13 protein-coding genes are annotated in these 21,257 nt (G+C 46.5%); 10 read left to right on the top strand and 3 right to left on the bottom strand.

Annotated elements, in window-relative coordinates; translation table 11 throughout:
• Window positions 1–105: 105 nt before the first annotated feature.
• Window positions 106–822, bottom strand: a complete 717-nt coding sequence (sfsA, locus tag DYB02_RS14385) for a DNA/RNA nuclease SfsA (protein WP_029804784.1) — start codon at window positions 820–822, stop codon at window positions 106–108.
• Window positions 823–888: 66 nt separating this feature from the next.
• Between sfsA and hrpB the strand changes: the two genes are divergently transcribed.
• The 10 genes from hrpB (at window position 889) to DYB02_RS14335 (ending at window position 17,162) form a co-directional block, all read left to right on the top strand.
• Window positions 889–3,357 carry an ATP-dependent helicase HrpB gene (gene hrpB, locus DYB02_RS14380; RefSeq protein WP_029804783.1) on the top strand — a complete coding sequence of 823 codons (2,469 nt, stop codon included), beginning with the start codon at window positions 889–891 and terminating at the stop codon, window positions 3,355–3,357.
• Window positions 3,350–5,722, top strand: a complete 2,373-nt coding sequence (mrcB, locus tag DYB02_RS14375; RefSeq protein ID WP_005494015.1) for a penicillin-binding protein 1B — start codon at window positions 3,350–3,352, stop codon at window positions 5,720–5,722. The genes hrpB and mrcB overlap by 8 nt, the downstream gene beginning before the upstream one ends.
• A gap of 87 nt (window positions 5,723–5,809) precedes the next feature.
• Window positions 5,810–8,125 (top strand): patatin-like phospholipase family protein, encoded by a 2,316-nt coding sequence (locus DYB02_RS14370; protein ID WP_029804782.1) that lies wholly within the window; start codon window positions 5,810–5,812, stop codon window positions 8,123–8,125.
• Between the two features lie 268 nt (window positions 8,126–8,393).
• Complete coding sequence (gene acnB, locus DYB02_RS14365) at window positions 8,394–10,991, top strand: bifunctional aconitate hydratase 2/2-methylisocitrate dehydratase (protein ID WP_005480203.1); 2,598 nt, start codon at window positions 8,394–8,396, stop codon at window positions 10,989–10,991.
• 98 nt (window positions 10,992–11,089) lie between these two features.
• A complete protein-coding gene (locus DYB02_RS14360; RefSeq protein ID WP_005494019.1) occupies window positions 11,090–11,458 on the top strand; it encodes a YacL family protein in 369 nt (122 codons plus the stop codon).
• A gap of 188 nt (window positions 11,459–11,646) precedes the next feature.
• The gene (locus DYB02_RS14355; RefSeq protein WP_005386570.1) at window positions 11,647–11,985 is read left to right on the top strand and encodes a P-II family nitrogen regulator; all 339 of its coding nucleotides are present in this window, start codon (window positions 11,647–11,649) and stop codon (window positions 11,983–11,985) included.
• 26 nt (window positions 11,986–12,011) lie between these two features.
• Window positions 12,012–13,241, top strand: a complete 1,230-nt coding sequence (locus DYB02_RS14350; protein WP_005490371.1) for an ammonium transporter — start codon at window positions 12,012–12,014, stop codon at window positions 13,239–13,241.
• A 151-nt stretch (window positions 13,242–13,392) separates the two neighbouring features.
• The gene (locus DYB02_RS14345; RefSeq protein ID WP_005479089.1) at window positions 13,393–14,406 is read left to right on the top strand and encodes a Fe(3+) ABC transporter substrate-binding protein; all 1,014 of its coding nucleotides are present in this window, start codon (window positions 13,393–13,395) and stop codon (window positions 14,404–14,406) included.
• A 99-nt stretch (window positions 14,407–14,505) separates the two neighbouring features.
• Window positions 14,506–16,131 (top strand): ABC transporter permease, encoded by a 1,626-nt coding sequence (locus tag DYB02_RS14340; protein ID WP_029804685.1) that lies wholly within the window; start codon window positions 14,506–14,508, stop codon window positions 16,129–16,131.
• Entirely contained in the window at window positions 16,131–17,162 is a 1,032-nt protein-coding gene (locus tag DYB02_RS14335) for an ABC transporter ATP-binding protein (RefSeq protein WP_005461276.1), read from the top strand. Before DYB02_RS14340 ends, DYB02_RS14335 begins: the two co-directional genes overlap by 1 nt.
• Before the next feature lie 154 nt (window positions 17,163–17,316).
• Here the strand turns inward: DYB02_RS14335 and DYB02_RS14330 are convergent, their stop codons facing one another.
• A complete protein-coding gene (locus tag DYB02_RS14330) occupies window positions 17,317–18,729 on the bottom strand; it encodes a phosphoglucomutase/phosphomannomutase family protein (RefSeq protein WP_005494030.1) in 1,413 nt (470 codons plus the stop codon).
• A gap of 106 nt (window positions 18,730–18,835) precedes the next feature.
• Entirely contained in the window at window positions 18,836–21,244 is a 2,409-nt protein-coding gene (locus DYB02_RS14325; RefSeq protein WP_029804686.1) for a glycoside hydrolase family 94 protein, read from the bottom strand.
• Window positions 21,245–21,257: the final 13 nt, after the last annotated feature.

The raw sequence follows: 21,257 nt of genomic DNA, 5'->3' as shown, positions 1-21,257 counted from the left end.
CTACGCAGTCAATTTAAGGCGGGTATCTATAGCAAAAAGAGGCGGTGCAAGCAAACACTGAATCGCAAAGTTGTCGTCAATGTGAAGACGACATCATTTTTTCTCTTAATTGATAAAATCAATAGCGGAAATTAGCTTCATTTCAGTATTGCTCAGTTCGGCTTTATAGCAGAGAACTTCTACTCCGGCGTCTTGTGCTTGTTTGAGTAATAGTGAATATTTCGCGTCTATATGGTGTGCCGCGGATACTTTTTCAATACCTGAATGTAAAACAGTGAATAAAAGTATGGCTCTACTTCCATTTTGTGCCATTTCTGTGAGCTCTCTCAGGTGCTTTTGACCACGAGTCGTGAGGGCATCTGGGAAGTATCCTTGTCCAGCTGAGCCTGTCTCATCAAGAAGAGTGACGCTTTTCACTTCTATATAGCACTTTGGCTTGTCGCTTGCGCTGAGCAAGATATCAATTCGACTATTTTCATTGCCATATTTCACTTCAGTTTGAAGTGTGTCATATCCGCAAAGCTCTGAAATGACATTATTTTCAATAGCCTCAACGGCTAATTGGTTGGCGCGGGCAGTATTGATACAAATACGATGCCCTTGCGCGGTTTCACTTAGCTCCCAGCTGTTGGGGTATTTGCGTTTTGGGTTGTCGGACGTTGAAAACCAAACTTTATCACCGGGTGTCGCGCAACCTGTCATCGCACCGGTGTTCGCACAGTGGATGGTGCGCAGCTCACCATTATCAAATTCGATATCAGCAAGGAAGCGTTTGTAGCGTTTAAGTAGAGTGGCTGACTCTAAAGCGGGTTTGAATTGCATTTGCTTATTTAGACGGGAATGTTTTTATGTACAATGTTGCCACCATTACACCACAAGGTATTTCCTTTGTCACAATTGCCGATTGAAGCCGTGATGCCCCAGCTACTTACGGCGGTCAAACATCAACATCAGGTTATTTTAAAAGCCGCGCCTGGTGCGGGTAAATCGACGTACTTCCCTTTACAACTTATCCAGAACCAAGTGGTGACTGGGAAAGTCATCATGCTTGAACCAAGACGATTAGCCGCGCGCAATATCGCGAGATATTTGGCCGAGCAACTTGGCGAGCAAGTTGGCCAGCGAGTGGGGTATCGCGTTCGTGGCGAGACAAAGGTAAGTGCTTTTACTCAGTTAGAAATTGTGACTGAAGGGGTCATGACTCGCATGATCCAAAATGACCCTGAGCTAGATGGCGTCGATTTGCTGATTTTTGATGAGTTCCATGAGCGCAGTATTCATGCCGATACGGCTTTGGCGCTTAGCTTGGAAGTTCAAGAAGCATTGCGAGACGATCTTAAGCTGGTGGTGATGTCGGCAACGTTGGATCAAGAAGCGTTGCAATCCTTACTGCCGGAAGCTTGTTATATTGAATCTGAAGGGCGCAGCTTTGCCGTGGAAACTCGCTATGCTCCGCTGACTGCCAACGATCATCTTCCAACGGTAATGGCAAAAAATATAGAGAGTTTGATGAATAAAGAGTCAGGCTCTCTGCTTGCGTTTCTTCCCGGTGTGGCGGCCATTAAGCAAGTGCAAGAGCGGTTATCGCACTTACCGGACGATGTTGAAGTATGCCCGTTGTATGGTCAGTTGAGCTTTACTGAGCAACAGAAAGCCATCTCTCCTGCAGAAAAAGGTAAGCGCAAAGTCGTATTGGCAACCAACATTGCGGAAACCTCTCTGACAATTGAAGGTATTCGCCTTGTGGTGGATTCTGGTTTGGAGCGTGTTGCGCGTTTTGACTTGAAAAATGGCCTTACACGATTGGAACAAACGCGTATTGCTCAATCGTCAGCCATCCAGCGAGCTGGTCGAGCTGGGCGGATTGAAGAGGGGATTTGCGTTCGCCTCTATTCAGAAAGCCAACTCAAGCAACAGCCACAAGTGCCACAACCTGAGATTTTGCATTCCGATCTTGCGAGCTTGGTAATGGAGCTGGCGTTTTGGGGGACGACCGATATTCATGAGCTAAAATGGCTCGATATTCCTTCTGCTGCTGCGCTGCGACAAGCTAAGCAGTTGTTATTTTCATTAGGGCTTATTACTGAGCAAGGACAACTGACTGCGGAAGGAAAGCAGGCTCATGACTTGGGCGTAGAACCTCGCGCGGCAGCGATGTTAATTAAATCGCAATCCCACAGCGATAAGATGGTAAATGTCGCTTTGGCGGCGGTCGCCCTAATTGAAGAGCCAGAGCGTAATGTAACGAATATCGCACATAGCTTGCATCGTTGGTTGTCCGGTTCTCATCCGAAAAAATCGTTGTTATTGAAGCGCGCACAATCTCTTGCGCATAAACTCGATACCACGTTTAGCCTTCGAGAAGTGGATGAAGATGTATTGCCGTTGGTGTTGAGCTTCGCGTTTCCCGACAGGATCGCTCAGCAACGCGCCAATCAATTTGGTCGCTTTGCACTAGCGAATGGTCATGGTGCAGAATGTCGTCCTGACGATATGTTAGGCGGCTGTGAGTACTTGGTCGCGATTGATCTGATGCGGTCTCATTCCAATTCGAGCCAAATACATTTAGCGTGTGAATTGGACGTCAATATATTGCAAACGACTTTTGATTCGCTATTTTCTACTGAAGAAGTAGTGGATTGGGATGAAAAGAAAGGGCGTTTAGTGGCCGAGAAACAACGAAAACTCGGTCAATTGGTGATTGAAAGGGTGTCATTACCGAATCCGGGTAAAGAAAAAATGACACAAGCTTTACTCACTTATGTCCGCCGTCAGGGCTTAAGCAGTCTAAACTGGACGCCGGCAGCGGAAAGCCTGCTTGAACGTATTCGCTGTGCGGTGGATTGGTTACCTGAGCAAGCATGGCCAATGTTTGATGAAGCCAGTTTGTTGGATTCATTAGAAGAATGGTTAGAACCGTACATGACGTCGGTCGCTTCGGTGAAAGATCTGAGCAAGATAAACTTGGTCGAAGCGCTTAATGCTCGATTAGGCTGGCCACTCAATCAACACTTGGATGAATGGTTGCCAGAACATTATCAGTTACCGACTGGGACTAAAAAGCGCATTCGCTATCAACATGGGCATGAGCCCGTATTGTCAGTGCGAATGCAAGAAGTGTTTGGGGAAAGTACGTCGCCAACGGTGGCCCTTGGCCGCAAGCGTTTGGTGCTTGAACTACTTTCTCCCGCACAACGTCCACTGCAAGTGACGTCAGACTTGGCGGCTTTCTGGAATGGAAGCTACAAAGACGTTCAAAAAGAGATGAAAGGGCGCTACCCAAAACACGTTTGGCCAGATGACCCGGCAAACCACGTAGCGACAACGAAAACGAAAAGACAATTGAATAATGACTGACAGTAAGAAGCCAAGCGCTAAGAAAGCGCCTGCGAAGAAAAGTACAGCCAGCAAAGGCACCACAAAACGCCCTCGTCGTACGCCGAGTAAAAAGCCAACCAACGAGAAACGTTCTTGGCTCAAAGTGTTGTGGTCTTTCAGCTGGAAGGCCGGCGTTGCTCTTGCCGCGGTGTTGCTGTTTGTTGGTATTTACCTAGATAGTGTGGTTAAAGAACGCTTTGATGGGCAGCTATTCGAATTGCCTACCGTTGTGTACGCGCGCATTTTGAACCTCAATCCAGGTGAAAATATTACCATTCAAGAGCTTCGCAACGAATTAGATGTACTGAACTACCGCAAGGTAAGCCAGCCTCGTTACCCTGGTGAGTATTCTTCTTCTTCGACTCGTGTTGAACTGATCCGCCGTCCTTTTGAATTTGCTGATGGCCCAGAACCGGATCGCCACGTCATGCTGCATTTCTCAGACAGCGGTTTGCAGCGTATTCAATCTTTAGAATCAAAAGGCGATCTGGGCTACTTGCGCCTTGAGCCAAAGATGCTTGGGATGCTTGAAAAAGATCGTGATGAGCAACGTCTGTTCTTACGTCGTGACCAATTCCCTGAAATTTTAGTTGATGCCTTGTTGGCGACAGAAGACCGAGACTTCTATCAGCATGATGGTGTTTCACCATTGGCTATTGCCCGTGCTTTAGTGGCGAACATCAAAGCGGGTCGCACCGTTCAAGGTGGCAGTACCTTAACGCAGCAGCTAGCGAAAAACTTATTTCTAACCCGTGATAAAACGCTGTGGCGTAAGGTCCGCGAAGCTTATATTGCGCTTATTCTTGATTACCGTTACAGCAAAGACCGCATTTTAGAAGCCTACCTGAATGAAGTGTATTTGGGCCAAAGCGGCGGCGAAGCGATCCACGGTTTTGGCTTAGCATCACGCTACTACTTTGGGCAGCCAATCCAAGAGTTGCGAATTGATCAACTTGCGATGCTGGTGGGCATGGTGAAAGGACCGTCGTACTACAATCCTGTTCGCTATCCTGAGCGCACTAAAGAGCGTCGAGACTTGGTGCTTCGATTGCTGATGCAACAAAACATGCTCACATCGCAGCAATATGAACAAGCTGTGAGTCGACCTCTTGATACACAAAGCAAACCACGTATTGCGAGCCGTCAGCCTGCATACTTCCAGCAATTGAATATCGAGCTGAAAGAGAAGGTCGGTGATCGCTTCAAGGCTGAAACTGGTCTGCGCGTGTTTACGTCTCTCGATCCTGTCTCCCAAAGTAAAATGGAGCAGGCTATCGCGAAGAAAATACCGGATTTAGCGAAGCGAGGCGGCAAAGAACTCGAAGCTGCTGCCGTGGCTGTTGATCGCCACAGTGGTGAAATTCGTGCCATGGTTGGTGGTAAACGCGTGGGTTATGAAGGCTTTAACCGTGCGCTTAATGCTAGTCGTCCAATTGGTTCGTTGGTCAAGCCAGCGATTTACCTGACCGCGCTTGAACAGCCAGACAAATACAATTTGGGGACGACGCTGCACGACACGCCTCTAAGTTTGAAAGGTAGCAAAGGCTCGGTATGGACTCCGCGTAACTACGACCGTAAATATCGTGGTGATGTGCCACTTTACCTTGCGCTTGCGAAGTCATTGAACGTACCAACGGTAAGATTGGGGATGGAGCTTGGTATTCCTGAAGTATCTGGCACACTTGAACGCTTAGGCGTCAACAAAGATGAGATTCGTCCTGTGCCTTCTATGTTCTTGGGCTCGTTTTCATTGACGCCATTTGAAGTGGCGCAAATGTACCAAACACTGACTAACTCGGGTAAACGCGCTAAGTTGACCGCGCTTCGTTCCGTCATCGATATGGACGGTAACGTGCTTTATCAATCGTTGCCTCGCTCCTCTCGCGCGGTTGACGAACAAGCGGCTTGGCTAACGACATACGCGATGAAACAAGGTGTTGCACAAGGTACAGGTCGCTATCTTCAAAGCCAATTCGCTTGGGCTGCATTGGCGGGCAAAACGGGCACCAGTAACGATACTCGTGATAGCTGGTTTGTCGGGATTGATGGCCGTGAAGTGACGACCATTTGGCTAGGCCGTGATGATAACAAGCCAATCAACCTTACGGGCTCAAGCGGTGCATTGCGTGTTTACGCGGAATACTTGGCGCAGCGAATTCCTGAGCGTTTGGAGTTGCCTTGGCCTAAAGAAGTGACGACGCTTGGCTTTAAACCGACCTCCAACGGTGGTTTAGAGATGAATTGCCGCAGCGATTACAAACTTCCAGTATGGGATAAAACGGGTCAAATCAAACAACAGTGTGAGAAAAAATCTAACTGGTTGAATAGTTTGTTTGATTGGTAGGATCTCCAAATCAACAACATGGACTTGTTTCACTGGTCAATTCTTAGTACATATTAGTGATCAAGTATTCAGTAAAGGAAGAAGTGGATGTTCAAAACGCTGTCATCAAGCCCGATGTCGCGCTATTTCGCGTTGTGGGTAAGTTTGTTTTTGATAGCCACTCCTTCTGTTGCTCAAGTCAAAAATGAGGATACTCCGATTCGTCCTAAAGTCGCGGTTGTTCTCGCTGGTGGCGGCGCAAAAGGCGCTGCCCACATTGGTGTACTCAAGGCGCTAGAAGAAATGCACATTCCTGTCGATATCATCACAGGGACAAGCATGGGAGCTTATGTTGGCGGCTTGTACGCGACAGGCATGAGTGCCGATGAAATCGAAAGTTTTATCTATTCTGTTGATTGGAACAGTGGTTATCGTGATCGCGTCGATCGCAGTCAGCGTCGCGTTCGTGACAAAGAATATGAAGACCGCTATCAAATCACGACCGACCTTGGTTTGCGGTTCGGCGAGGTTCGTGCTCCAACTGGTGTGGTTCAAGGGCAAAACATGTTGCGTGTGTTGCGCGAGACCACAGGCAACCTCGGACGTTTTGACTCCTTTGATGAGCTTGCCATTCCTTACCGTTCCGTTGCGACAGATATTTTAGAACTGGACGAAGTGGTGATCGGCAACGGTTATTTGGTTGATGCCATGATGGCCAGTATGTCTGTACCCGGCGCACTCCCTCCGTATAAGTTAAATGGCCACATGCTTGTTGACGGTGGCGTGGTCAACAACATGCCAGTGGATGTTGCGCGTGCGATGGGTGCGGATGTGGTTATCGCGGTAGACATCAGTACCGATTACAAAACCGAAGATGATTTTACTGGGCTGTTTACCGTTGCAGACCAACTCTCCAACTATCTGGTGCGTCGCAGTACCCAGCAGCAAGTCGAAACCCTGCAAGAACACGATGTTTACATTCGTCCCAATGTCGGCCAAATGGAAACCGTTGAGTTCGACAAAATGCCTTGGGCTTTTCAATCTGGTTATGACATCACCAAAGAAATGGAGTCGAAGCTAGCGGGACTGCGTTTATCAAACGCGGAGTATCAAAAGTACATCGACCATAAGCAGGAAGTTCGCAAAAAGCTCGTTTATGGTGACGATCGCGTAGTGGATGAGATTGTGATCGTAAACAATACCCACTATAGCGATGTTTTGTTGACCAACCGTTTGGAACTGGAAACTGGCCGTAAAATCGAAACGGCTGAAATCGAAAAAGCGGTAGAAAACCTCTATGCATTGGACCGATTTGAGTTAATTACTTATCACTTTGAAGAAGTCGATGGTTCGAATTTATTGGTGTTTGACGTTAACGAAAAATCTTGGGGGCCAAACTACCTTAACTTCCGTTTCTTCCTCGAAGATGACTTTGATACCGACAGCCAATACGGCATAGGGATGTCGACTAACTTTACCAACTTAAACTCTCACGGTGCTGAAATGGCACTCAACGTTGAGATGGGCACAGATAAGCTTATTGAGGCGGAGCTGTATTCTCCGGTCCTGTCGAGCCAAGAGTTTTTTGTTGCTGGTAAGGTGGCGTACAGCAGTGAAGGGCGAAACTTGCCGGTCAGTGATGATGACTCGAGTTTAAGTTCGGTGAACGATTTTTTGCCAGTGTCTTATACCGAGTTTGTTTCCGAGATAGCGATTGGCATTCAGCCTACGTTGTGGCAAGAGTTGAGATTGGGCGGTCGGTACTCTTCGGGTAGCATTGAGTTATCGACATTGGCGTCTGTAGGTAATCTAGATTTTGAGCGAAGAGGCTTGTTTGCCAATTACCGCTTAGACACCCTCGATGATTTTGCTTTTCCTACGCGAGGTTTGTTGGTCGACCTAGAATATTTGGTTTCTCACGATACCAGCCCTGAAGAGATAGGTCAGTCCAAGCCTAAAGATATTGTGGAAGATACAGTGTATGAAATTGACGCTCGATTTAAGGGGGCAATGAGCTATCAGCGTCATACTTTAGTCGGACAAGCAGAATACAGCTTTGTGCAAAGTAAAAACTCGTCGATAACGCTGGACCCTCGTGAGTTAGGGGGCTTTTTGCATTTGTCAGGCATACCGAGAAACAGCTTGATTGGGCAAAACTTATTCTTCAGCAGTTTGGTATATCGCTACAAATGGTTCGACAATGATTTTGGATTGTTTGAAGCGCCAGTTTATGTAGGCGCGTCGCTAGAACATGGCGGTACATGGTCAGACAACGATCTGAAATTGAATGAAGCACCATTGTATAACGCCGCATCAATTTTCTTTGGTGTGGACTCGCCAATTGGACCTATTATGTTGGCATACGGTCGTACGGAGCAGGATATGGAAGCTGTGTATTTGATCGTAGGAACGTCGTTTAAATAATCGGGTTGTAGAAAGCAAAACCTTGGCATATTTGGTCAAAATTAGCAGGACTTTAGTCGTAAGTTGCTATGTTGGTCAAAATGATAAGATTTTAATTTAAGGTTAAATTTGCTATTCTTTTGCCCACAGTTTGGCCTCTACGGCGCTGTTTCTCAATCAGAATTGAATGAAAACAAGGGCAATGGAGAGCCAAGTTTCCAAGGATGTTCACTCCTTTACTTTAACAATAGTAATAATAGAGGAGGAACCGCAATGAGAGGAAAAAGTCGTGCTTGAAGCCTACCGTAAACACGTCGAAGAGCGTGCTGCCGAAGGAGTTGTTCCTAAACCGCTAGACGCAGAGCAAGTTGCTGGACTTGTAGAACTTCTGAAAAATCCCCCGCAAGGTGAAGAAGAGTTCATTCTTGACCTACTAGAAAACCGTATTCCACCAGGTGTAGATGAAGCTGCTTATGTTAAAGCTGGTTTCCTGACTGCAGTAGCAAAAGGTGAAGTGTCTTCACCGCTTGTAAGCCGAGAAAAAGCGGCTGAGCTACTGGGTACAATGCAAGGCGGTTACAACATCGCACCGTTAGTTGAGCTACTAGACGATGAAGCCTTGGCTGAAATCGCTGTGAAAGCTCTGTCTCATACGCTACTGATGTTTGATGCTTTCTATGATGTAGAAGAGAAAGCGAAAGCAGGCAATGCTCATGCACAAAAAGTGCTTCAATCTTGGGCGGATGCTGAATGGTTCCTATCTAAGCCTAAGCTTGAAGAAAAAATCACGCTGACTGTCTTTAAAGTGACAGGTGAAACGAACACGGATGATCTTTCTCCAGCTCCTGATGCATGGTCTCGCCCTGATATTCCAGTACACGCGCTTGCGATGCTGAAAAACGAACGTGAGGGTATTAACCCTGACCAGCCAGGCACCATCGGTCCAATCAAACAAATCGAAGAGCTAAAATCAAAAGGTCACCAGCTAGTGTATGTTGGTGATGTTGTTGGTACTGGTTCTTCTCGTAAATCTGCAACTAACTCAGTGCTATGGTTCATGGGCGATGATATCCCTTACGTACCTAACAAACGCGCTGGTGGTTACGTGCTTGGCGGTAAAATTGCACCTATCTTCTTCAACACAATGGAAGATGCGGGCGCGCTGCCTATCGAAGTTGATGTAACAAAGTTGAATATGGGTGACGTTATCGACGTTTACCCATACGAAGGCAAAGTATGTAACCACGAAACAGGTGAAGTACTTGCTGAGTTTTCTCTAAAAACAGACGTGCTGATTGATGAAGTGCGTGCTGGCGGTCGTATCCCATTGATCATCGGTCGTGGTTTAACAGATAAAGCGCGCCAAGCTCTAGGTCTTGAGTCTTCTGATGTATTCCGTAAACCTGGTGAAGTCGCTGATTCTGGCAAGGGTTACACGCTTGCACAGAAAATGGTTGGTAAAGCATGTGGTGTAGCAGGTGTTCGTCCGGGCACTTACTGTGAGCCTAAGATGACAACCGTAGGTTCTCAAGATACAACGGGTCCTATGACACGTGATGAGCTTAAAGACCTTGCGTGCCTTGGCTTCTCAGCAGACCTAGTTATGCAGTCGTTCTGTCACACATCTGCGTACCCTAAACCAGTTGACGTGAATACTCACCATACACTTCCTGATTTCATCATGAACCGTGGCGGTGTTTCTCTACGTCCAGGCGATGGTATTATCCACTCGTGGCTAAACCGTATGCTACTGCCAGATACTGTCGGTACTGGTGGTGACTCGCATACTCGTTTCCCGCTAGGTATTTCATTCCCAGCTGGTTCTGGTCTGGTTGCATTCGCAGCGGCAACAGGCGTTATGCCATTGGATATGCCTGAATCAATTTTGGTTCGCTTTAAAGGCAAGATGCAACCGGGTATCACACTTCGTGACCTAGTTCATGCCATCCCTTACTACGCGATTCAACAAGGTCTATTGACTGTTGAAAAAGCCGGTAAAGTGAATGAATTCTCTGGCCGTATCCTTGAGATTGAAGGTCTAGAAACACTAACGGTTGAGCAAGCATTCGAACTGTCTGATGCGTCAGCTGAGCGTTCTGCTGCGGGTTGTACCGTTAAGTTATCTCAAGAATCAATCGAAGAGTACCTAAACTCGAACATCGTGATGCTTAAGTGGATGATCTCGGAAGGCTACGGTGACCGCCGTACAATCGAGCGCCGTATCACTGCGATGGAAGAGTGGTTGGCGAAACCTGAATTGATGTCAGCGGATTCAGATGCGGAATACGCGCATGTGATTGAAATCGACATGGCCGAAATCCATGAGCCAGTACTGTGTGCACCAAACGATCCAGATGATGCTCGTTTGTTATCTGAAGTACAAGGCACTGCGATTGATGAAGTGTTCATCGGTTCTTGTATGACGAACATTGGTCACTTCCGTGCTGCAGGTAAATTGCTTGATAAGTTCAATGGTCAGTTAGCGACGCGCCTTTGGGTAGCGCCTCCAACGAAGATGGATAAAGACCAACTGACAGAAGAAGGCTACTACGGCATCTTCGGACGTGCAGGGGTTCGTATTGAAACTCCAGGATGTTCACTATGTATGGGTAACCAAGCTCGCGTTGCTGACAAATCGACAGTCATGTCTACGTCTACGCGTAACTTCCCGAACCGTCTAGGTACTGGCGCGAATGTTTACCTATCTTCTGCGGAGTTAGCGGCAGTAGGTGCAATCCTAGGTAAGATTCCAACCAAAGAAGAATACCTAGAATACGCGAAGCAAATCGACGCAACGGCAACAGATACTTACCGCTACTTGAACTTCCATAAAATGGAACAGTACACCAAGAAAGCTGATGAAGTTATCTTCCAAGAGCCAGCATAAGCAAAGCTAAACGACGAAAAGCACCTCACTTGAGGTGCTTTTTTTATGGACGTAATTCGTTATACTCCGCACCAAATTGATACGAAAAGGCAACCTCGATGGAATTTGAATTCATCCGTAATACGTTGATGGGCGAGTACTACGTAAAATGCAGCATGGGGCATGAGATCGTAGGGCGCTGGTTACAAGAAGAAATCGGGAAAGATCCAGCGAAGATTGCTCAAGTAGAAGCCTTAATTGATAAGGCGTTTTCTCTTCCTTCTCAAGAGCATACTTTAACAGGCACTGAGATCAGCTTGATGATTCAAGGGGATGAAGTTCTGGTGCAGGAGAACGCCCTATCGCACGATTACGATGTAGAGATGGAAAGTGAGTTCGATTTCTATGATGCAGAGAGTACAGCAAGCTGCGGCATTGAAGACTTTGTTGCACTGATTGAGCAATGGAAAGACTTTTTGAACATTTAATGCACAGTTTTGGGTAATCCCATCGGGATTGCTTTATATTTGTGAAAAAGGCGCACCATATCGGTGCGCCTTTTTTGTTTATAAACCTGTAAATTACTATAAATACATTTAATTCAACAACTTAAAAACTTGGCACGCAGATTGGATTATTAGAAGTGTTTCAGGATGAAAGCTTCGGAGAGAATTGCATGAAAATAATCAACGCCATTATTAAGCCGTTTAAGTTAGACGATGTTCGCGAAGCATTGGCTGATGTCGGTATCGAAGGGATGACAGTATCAGAGGTGAAAGGCTTTGGTCGCCAGAAGGGTCACACTGAGTTGTACCGCGGTGCGGAGTACCAAGTGGACTTTCTACCGAAGGTCAAAATAGAAATTGCGACACATGCAGACAATGTTGATCGCGTCGTAGAGGCGATCACAAAAGCGGCGCAGACCGGAAAAATTGGCGACGGTAAGATTTTTGTGTACGACCTGAACCAAGCGGTGCGCATCCGTACGGGTGAAATGGACGCAGAAGCACTTTAAGTATTCAAGGGATTGGAGACACTATTATGGAATTAGCAACAACAGTAACCGAGTTACGTTACGCACTCGACACCTTTTTCTTCCTCATTTCCGGTGCGTTGGTAATGTGGATGGCAGCAGGTTTTGCCATGTTAGAAGCGGGTCTAGTGCGTTCTAAGAACACAACTGAGATTCTAACCAAAAACTTTTGTTTGTACGCGATAGCGTGTACCACTTACCTTGTTATTGGTTACAACATTATGTACGTCGATAACGGAGAAGGCGGTTGGTTACCATCGTTCGGTGGGTTGATTGGTACCCAGGGTGAAGGCGCAGACCATTCTCTTGAATCCGACTTTTTCTTCCAAGTGGTATTTGTTGCAACAGCGATGTCTGTTGTTTCGGGGGCCGTTGCAGAGCGCATGAAGCTTTGGTCATTCTTGCTGTTCTCAGCTGTTTTGACCGCGTTCATTTACCCAATGGAAGGGTACTGGACATGGGGCGGTGGCTTCTTATCTGAAGCTGGCTTTAGCGACTTCGCGGGTTCAGGTATTGTTCATATGGCAGGTGCATCTGCGGCGCTCGCTGGTGTGTTACTGCTTGGTGCTCGTAAAGGTAAATACGGTAAAAACGGTGAAATCTACCCAATTCCTGGCTCGAACATGCCATTAGCAACACTGGGTACGTTTATTCTTTGGTTCGGCTGGTTTGGCTTCAATGGCGGTTCTCAATTGATGGTTTCAGACTTTGAAAACGCAACGGCGGTTGGTCAAATCTTCCTTAACACGAACGCGGCTGCGGCTGCGGGATCGATTGCTGCATTGTTTGTGTGTAAAACCACTTGGGGTAAAGCAGATTTAACCATGATCCTTAACGGTGCGCTGGCTGGTTTGGTAGCTATCACGGCAGACCCACTATCACCATCACCTTTGTATGCTGTAGCAATCGGTGCGGTATCGGGTGCGCTAGTGGTATTTAGCATCATCGGCCTCGATAAACTGAAGATTGACGATCCTGTAGGTGCAATTTCAGTTCATGGTGTTTGTGGTTTCTTCGGTCTAATGGTTGTTCCTCTAAGCAACGGTGAAGCAACGTTTGGTGCGCAGCTTCTTGGTGCCGCAGTGATCTTTGCTTGGGTATTTGGTGCAAGCCTAGTGGTTTGGGCGATTCTTAAAGCTACGGTTGGTATTCGAGTTACGGAAGAGGAAGAAATGGAAGGTATGGACATGCACGATTGTGGTGTTGGTGCTTACCCTGAATTTGTAACTGTGAAGTAAATATGCCTTGTAATAAATAGTTACATTCTCGGTATGTAAAAACCTGCTCCGATGAGCAGGTTTTTTTATTTTGGTCGTTGTTTTCTTATTGAACATACATATAATAACGCAACTGATAAACGTTATCATTAGCATGGTAAAGGATTAAACAATGAAAAAACTGCTAACTCTTTCAGCACTGACTTGCGCAACTCTAGCTCCAACAGCAATGGCAGCTGAAGAAGTGAACGTCTACTCTTACCGTCAACCTTTTCTAGTTGAACCAATGTTCAACGAGTTCACTAAAGAAACTGGCATCAAAGTAAACGTTAAATTTGCGAAGGAAGGTCTAGCAGAGAAACTAGCTCAGGAAGGCGAATACAGCCCAGCGGACGTTGTCCTGACTACTGATATCAGCCGTCTAGCAGAACTGACAAACAAAGGTCTAGTTCAGAAAGTTGATAGCAAGATCATTGAAGAAAATGTACCAGCTCAGTACCAAGACAAAGAGAATGAGTGGTTTGCACTTACGCTACGTACTCGCAGTGTTTACTCTTCTCGCGACCGTGTTGGCAAACTAGGTGCGGACTTTAACTATGCTGATCTAGCCAAACCAGAATACAAAGGTAAGATTTGTACTCGCAGCGGCAAGCACCCATACAACGTATCTCTTGTTTCTTCGATGATCGCTCACTACGGCGAAGCAGAAACGAAAGAATGGTTGGAAGGCGTAAAAGCGAACCTTGCTCGTAAACCTCAAGGTAACGACCGTGCACAAGTAAAAGCGATCAAAGAAGGTCTATGTGATGTTTCTTTGGGTAACAGCTACTACCTAGGCAAAATGGTTAACGACAAAGAGCAAAAAGCTTGGGCTGATGCGGTTTACATCAACTTCCCGAATCAAGAAACAACAGGCACGCACGTGAACATCTCTGGTATGGCGATGGCGAAATACGCTCCAAACCGAGATAACGCGCTTAAGCTAATGGAGTTCTTGACTGGCGAAACCGCTCAGAAGATGTACGCAGAAGTGAACTACGAGTACCCAGTAAAAGAAGGCGTTAAGCGTTCTGAACTTGTGGAATCTTGGGGCGACTTTAAAGCAGACACGCTTTCTCTAGATGATATCGCTTCTCACCATGAAGCAGCGATTAAGCTACTAGATGAAGTGAAATTTGACCTTTAATTCCTTGTGGGGGTATAACTATACCCCCATTTGATTAAAGGATATGAGATGTATTTGCACCAGCATTTGTATTTCATAAAGCCTTGCAGTAATTAGGCAATGAAAGATAGACATTCTCTATGGAAAACCAGTAGTGGAGCGATAACTCTGTTACTGGTTTTGCCGATCTTAGCGATCTTCTACACCGCAATTGGTGAAACGGATAACCTGTTTACACATTTGATGTCGACGGTGATGCCAACCTATATCTATAACACCGTCGTCTTAACGATTGGGGTTATGGGCCTCTCTCTTATTTTCGGTATTCCAAGCGCTTGGTTGATGGCAATGTGTAAGTTGCCAACGGAAAAGTGGTTACAGTGGGCGCTTGTATTGCCATTGGCAATGCCGGGTTACATTATTGGTTACATATTTACGGATTGGTTCGACTTTGCTGGCCCAATTCAAATATTCCTGCGTGATGTCACCGGGTGGGGACCTGGCGAGTATTGGTTCCCTGATATTCGAACCTTACCGGGGGCGACCTTTGTCCTGTCTCTGGTGTTATACCCTTACGTGTATCTACTGTGCCGCGCGGCGTTTATGGAACAAAATGTTTCACTGCTGCAAAGTGCCCGCTTGCTGAAATGCTCACCTTGGGAGAGCTTTTGGCGTATTTCGATGCCTTTGGTGCGACCTTCTATTGCCGTGGGTTTGTCGCTGGTGGCGATGGAAACCATTGGGGACTTCGGCACCGTCAGCTATTTCGCCGTTAACACATTAACGACAGCGGTTTACGATACGTGGCTTGGTTATTCTAACCTTAACGCGGCCGCTAAAATTTCCGCAATTATGCTGTTGATTGTTGTGCTGTTACTCAGTACAGAACGCTATAGCCGCAGAAAGCAGAAATTATTCCAAAGCCAATTCAACAGCCATGAAGATTTTCGTTACGAGTTAAGCGGCTGGAAAAAATGGGCGGCACTGGTGTGGTGTTGGGGACTGGTTGCTGTGGCGTTCATTTTGCCATTACTTCAGTTGATCGATTACTCAATTACTTACTTTGAGCAAAGCTGGACACCAGAATTCCGTGAGTATGCGTGGAACAGTCTTGTTGTGTCTGTCATTGCTGCGATCATCGGCGTGGCTGTTGCTCTTATTGTTAACTTTACCCACCGAGTCAATGGCAAACGTGAAAGCCTTGCTTTTATGCGTCTTTCCTCAATGGGCTACGCAGTACCTGGAACGGTATTGGCAATCGGCGTGATGGTTGCCGTGCTGTTTATGGACTATCGCGTAAACGATATTGCGAAGGCGATGGAATGGAGTAGACCGGGACTGATTTTTTCAGGCTCAATGTTTGCGTTGATCTTTGCGATGGTGGTGCGTTTCTCAGCTGTTGCGATTGGTAGTATCGAAAGTAATCTAAATAAAATTTCTCCATCGTTAGATATGGCGTCACGCACGATGGGATGTACGCCAAATACGATGCTGTGGCGAGTGCACTTTCCACTGGTAAAACGTGGTGCTCTGATTGCGGCATTGTTGGTGTTTATTGAGTCGATGAAAGAGCTCAATGCCTCTCTGCTTCTGCGTCCATTCAATTTTGAAACACTGGCAACATACGTATATAACTTTGCCTCGGATGAGCATTTAGAATTGGCAGCTCTGCCTGCTGTATTGTTGGTTCTTGTTGGGTTGATCCCGCTTGTTGTTGTTAACCGTTCACTGGAGCAAAATCACTGATGAGCTGCGCACTATCAATTAAAAACCTAACTTGCCAATACGATGCTCAAACCGTTTTAGAGTCTTTGTCGCTAGAAGTGGAACAGGGGCAAATCGTTTGTCTTTTAGGGGCGAGTGGTTGTGGCAAAACGACATTGTTGAAAGCGATTGCTGGTTTGCTGCCTCTTACTTCTGGTCAAATGAGCTTAAATTGTCAGACGATTGATGATGGTGAAAATTGGTTGCCGCCAGAAGAGCGCAATATCGGAATGATCTTCCAAGATTATGCACTATTTCCTCATCTGACAGTTGCGCAAAATATAGCCTTTGGCTTGAAGCATCAATCTGCACAGGAAAAGCGCGCGAAAGTTGATGAAATGCTAGAACTCGTGCACCTTCAAGGTTACGCCGATCGTTATCCACATCAGCTTTCTGGTGGACAACAACAGCGCGTTGCGATTGCCCGTTCTCTGGCTTACAGCCCTGATTTACTGCTTTTGGATGAACCGTTTTCCAATATTGATACTCAGGTTCGTCACGAGTTAATCAGCGAGATCCGTAAGATTTTTAAGGCACAAGGCGTTACAGCGATTTTCGTGACTCACAGTCGTGAAGAAGCATTTGCGTTTGCCGACAAAATGGCGGTGATGAACCACGGTGTTATTGAGCAATACGGCACGGCTTCAGAACTCTACTACCAACCTTCGAGCAAGTTTGTTGCAGACTTCTTAGGTGGTGGTAGCTACCTAGCCGCAACGCGCATTTCAGATACGGAATACGAAACCCATATTGGTGTAGTTGAGGCGAGTGCACAGCAAGAGATTCAAATGCAATCTGCTTGTTCATTACTACTGCGACCACAACATGTCCAAATTCAGTCGGATGAAGACAGTGCGGTCACTGTGCTTGAGCAGCACTTCATGGGTGATCATTGTCGTTATGTGATTGATGCTAATGGTGATCGTCTACTGGCTATCGCATCACAGCCGCTTCATATCGGTGAGCGTGTTGCTGTGAAGATCGAAACTCAAGGCGTGCTAGCGTTCGCTTAATGTCTCTGCATACGGGATTGCGAATCCATTCTCTATTTATAGATACAAAAAAGCCCAGCAGTGATGCCGGGCAAGTGCTCTTCTCCTGTTGATGATCACCTTTTCCAGACAGCGTCGGCTCTCATCATTGTGCTCGAAGCGGGCACAAGGTCAGTTATAGAGACAAGAAGTCTTTAAACTGTTGAAGAACACGTTCCGCAGTGTCCTTATCTTGCATTTCTGCAAAAATACGTAGTAATGGCTCAGTACCAGAGAAGCGCGCGATGATCCAACCGCCGTTCTTGAAGTAGACTTTCGCGCCATCTTCGTAGCTGACTTTTTCAATATCGAACTCAAACTCAGGCAGTTGTTTTTCAACATATATCTTGTTGAATAGGACTTCTTTTTGCGCTGGTTTGAATTTGCAATCACCTTCTGCCATGTACGCGTAGCCGTACTTGCCATAGATTTCATCCAGTAGCTCAGACAGCTTTTTGCCCGTTACCGAGATCATTTCAACCAGTAAGCTTGATGCGAACACACCATCTTTACCTTTGATATGACCGCGAATAGTTAAACCACCAGAGCTTTCTCCACCAATCAGTGAGTCATCTGCTTCCATTTGCGAGCTGATGTGTTTGAAGCCCACTGGAACCTCAAAACATTTCTCACCGTGATCTTCGGCGATTTTGTCTAATAGGTGTGTTGTCGCGATGTTACGTACGACTGAGCCTTTCCAACCTTTGTATTTCAATAGGTAGTAATACAGAAGAATCAGCACTTCATTTGGATGAATGAAGTTGCCTTTCTCATCGATGATACCAAGACGGTCTGCATCGCCGTCAGTCCCAATACCGATGTCGTAGCCTTCTTGCTCGACAAGGTGCATCAAGCGGTACAGGGTCGCAGCACTTGGAGAAGGCATTAAACCGCCGAAGTCTGGGTTTTTTCCGTCGTTGATCACGTCTACTTCACAGCGGCCGTTGATTAGGACGGTTTGTAGTGCGTTTTTCGCGACACCAAACATCGGGTCAATCAGCACACGAAGGTTGGCTTTTTTGATTGCTTCAATGTCGATAAAGTCGATGATTGAATCAACAAACTCGTTCATCGGGTTGATGATTTCAATCAACTTGTCTTCAACCGCTTGATCAAAATCGACACTTTTCACATCTTGTGCGGTAAGTGTGGAAATTTGAGTTTCAATTTTCTCGGTAATGATTTCATCTGCATCACGACCACCTTCAATGAAGACTTTGATGCCATTGTAATCTGCAGGGTTATGCGATGCGGTGATGCACGCCGAGTAAGCACAGCCCATCTCTTTTGCTTTGAACATCACGATTGGTGTTGGAACAAACTTATCGATAAAGCTAACTACAATGCCATTTGCCGCTAAAACTTCGGCAAACCAACGGCCCGCTTTATCAGACAGAAAACGTCGGTCATAGCCAATGATAAAGCCACGATCTGCCACTGATTCTCTGTTAGTGATGTTTGCTACTGCCTGAGCAACCAAACGAACATTATCTTTAGTGAATTCTTCACCGATGAATGCGCGCCAACCGCCTGTACCAAATTTGATCATGATTCGAACCTCAATAAGGGCGGCAATACACCGCGCCTTAAAATTTTGCTAGCGAACCCAATGCACAAGCTAAAGAGCAAAAGTGCATTGGGGCATTTTTAAGCGATTAACCTAGTGTTACGATCACTTCGTTCACGGAGCCTTCCGCTTGAACTGGTACTGATGCGCCAGTGATAGCTTCGCCGTTCAGAGTGATAGATTTCACGCCTTTGCTGACTGAATCAGGGTTAACAACTTTGATGTTGTATGTCGCGCCAAGCCATTGACGAGTCACTTCAAAACCAGGCCAGTTGGTTGGGATACATGGGTCGATAGTTAGACCATCGAAACCTGTGCGTACACCAAGGATGAAGTTGGTCACAGCGAAGTATGCCCAGCCAGAGGTACCAGTTAACCATGGGTGGTTAGCACGGCCATGATCTTGGTGGTCTCGACCCATAATGAACTGCACGTAGGAGTACGGTTCTGCGATACGTTTTTCGATGATGTCGTTTTGGTTGTATGGGTTGAGTGCATCGTAGAACTTCATCGCACGGTCACCGCGCCCCAATTTTGCTTCAGCAACCCAAGCCCATGGGTTTGGATGTGAGAAGATCGCACCGTTTTCTTTTACGCCTTGGTAAACGCGCGTTACAAAGCCGATATCATCATTTGGTGTTGCGAATGATGGTGAGTTCAGATGTAGGCCGTATTCAGAGAATAGATTCTCGTCGACTGCGTCCATTGCCTTTTCACCGCGCTCTTGAGATACCGCACCAGACAGCACCGCAAGAGTGTTTGACTCAAGGTGCACACGACCTTCTTTTTGTTGCGCTGTGCCAATCTTGTCGCCGTTTTTCGTTAGACCACGGATATACCAGCCGCCTTCTTCGTCCCAAAGGTGTGTTTCACACGCTTCACGCACGTTTGCTGCCATCTCGGTGTATTTCTCAACGTCAGCTTCTTTGCCTAGGTATTTTGCAAGGTCGATGAACTCTTGTAGCGCCCAGAAGTGTAGGAAAGACACCATTGAAGACTCGCCGCCACCTAGGTTTAGACAGTCGTTCCAGTCGGCACGTAGACCTTTACAGATGCCCGTTTGACCCACGTATTCAGCTGAGAAGTCTAGCGCAGCTTTCATGTGGTCATACACGGTTGCATCACCGCCATCCGCGTAAGGAATCACTTCGTCGAAGAAGCTGTGCTCACCGGTTTCCATCACGTATTTACAGATGGTTGGTACTAGCCATAGGTGATCATCAGAGCAAGTGTCTTCAATACCGTGGATCTTATCTTCATCGGACGGAGTAGGAACAACCGTTGGAGACTTAGATGGTTTAACATCTGCTTTTTCAGGATCGAACCAATCAGGATCGAATAGGTGTAGGCCGTAACCCGCTTTTACTTGACCACGCAGTAGATCAACGATGCGCTTACGAGTCATTTTCGGGTTCGCGTGAGGAACGGAAATTGCGTCTTGCGCCGTATCGCGGTAACCAAGACCAGTACGACCACCCACTTCGATGAACGAAGCAAAGCGAGACCAAACCACACATGTTTCTGCTTGGTATAGCGTCCAAGCATTGATCATGGTGTCTAGGCCTTCGTTTGGCGATTTCACTTGGAACTTGCCACAACGCTCATCCCAGTGTGCTTTGATGCCAGCAAATGCATTGTCGACTTCTGCAAGGTCTTGGTACTTAGCACGTAGACGCTCACCGTTGCCTTTACCGATACCTAGAATGTAAGCAAAGCGAACTTCTTCTCCTGGTTGGATAGTAAATTGCTTGTGCAGAGAGCCACAGTGGTTGTAACACGTTTGTGCGGTGTTAAAACACTTACCTTGTTCTACTGCTAGTGGGTTTGCTTCATCGCGGTATAGACCTAGGAAGCTATCACGTTGACCGTCGTATGAATCTGGATCAAACGTTGACGCTAGGTAGTAGAAGCCTTCGAAATCGTTAGTGTTGTAGTACAGGTCGTATTCAATCACGCCTTCGTTGTATGACGTACCAGCAGAGTAGAGAGACATCTGGTGGTTTTGGTTATCTGATTGAATGTGGCTGAACGAGAACTCAACAAATGAGAATGCACTGATCGTACGCGGTTTGTCAGAGGTGTTCTTGATGACCACATCCCAAATTTCTGCATCTTCGCCTTTTGGTACAAAGAGCGTTTTGTTTGCGCTAATGCCGCTGTATTCACACTTGAATTTAGAGTACGACAAACCATGACGAACTTCGTAGTTCGCTTCGTCTAGGCTTTTGGCAACTGGTTGCCAAGAGATTGACCAGTAATCTCCCGTCTCATCATCACGTAGGTAAACGTAGTGTCCTGGGCGATCGAATGTCGCATTTGGACGGAACTTAGTAACACGGTTGTATTCTGGAGAGTTGTAGAACGAATAGCCACCTGCGTTATGCGAGATAACGGTACAGAATTTTTCTGTACCTAGGTAGTTGGTCCAAGGAGCAGGTACATCAGGGCGAGTAATGACGTATTCACGATTCTCGTTATCGAAATAGCCGTATTTCATTTGTGTATTTCCT

Origin of the sequence: Vibrio parahaemolyticus (assembly GCF_900460535.1) — a bacterium.
GTDB lineage: Bacteria > Pseudomonadota > Gammaproteobacteria > Enterobacterales > Vibrionaceae > Vibrio > Vibrio parahaemolyticus.
This window is presented reverse-complemented; position numbering and strand designations above follow the sequence as displayed.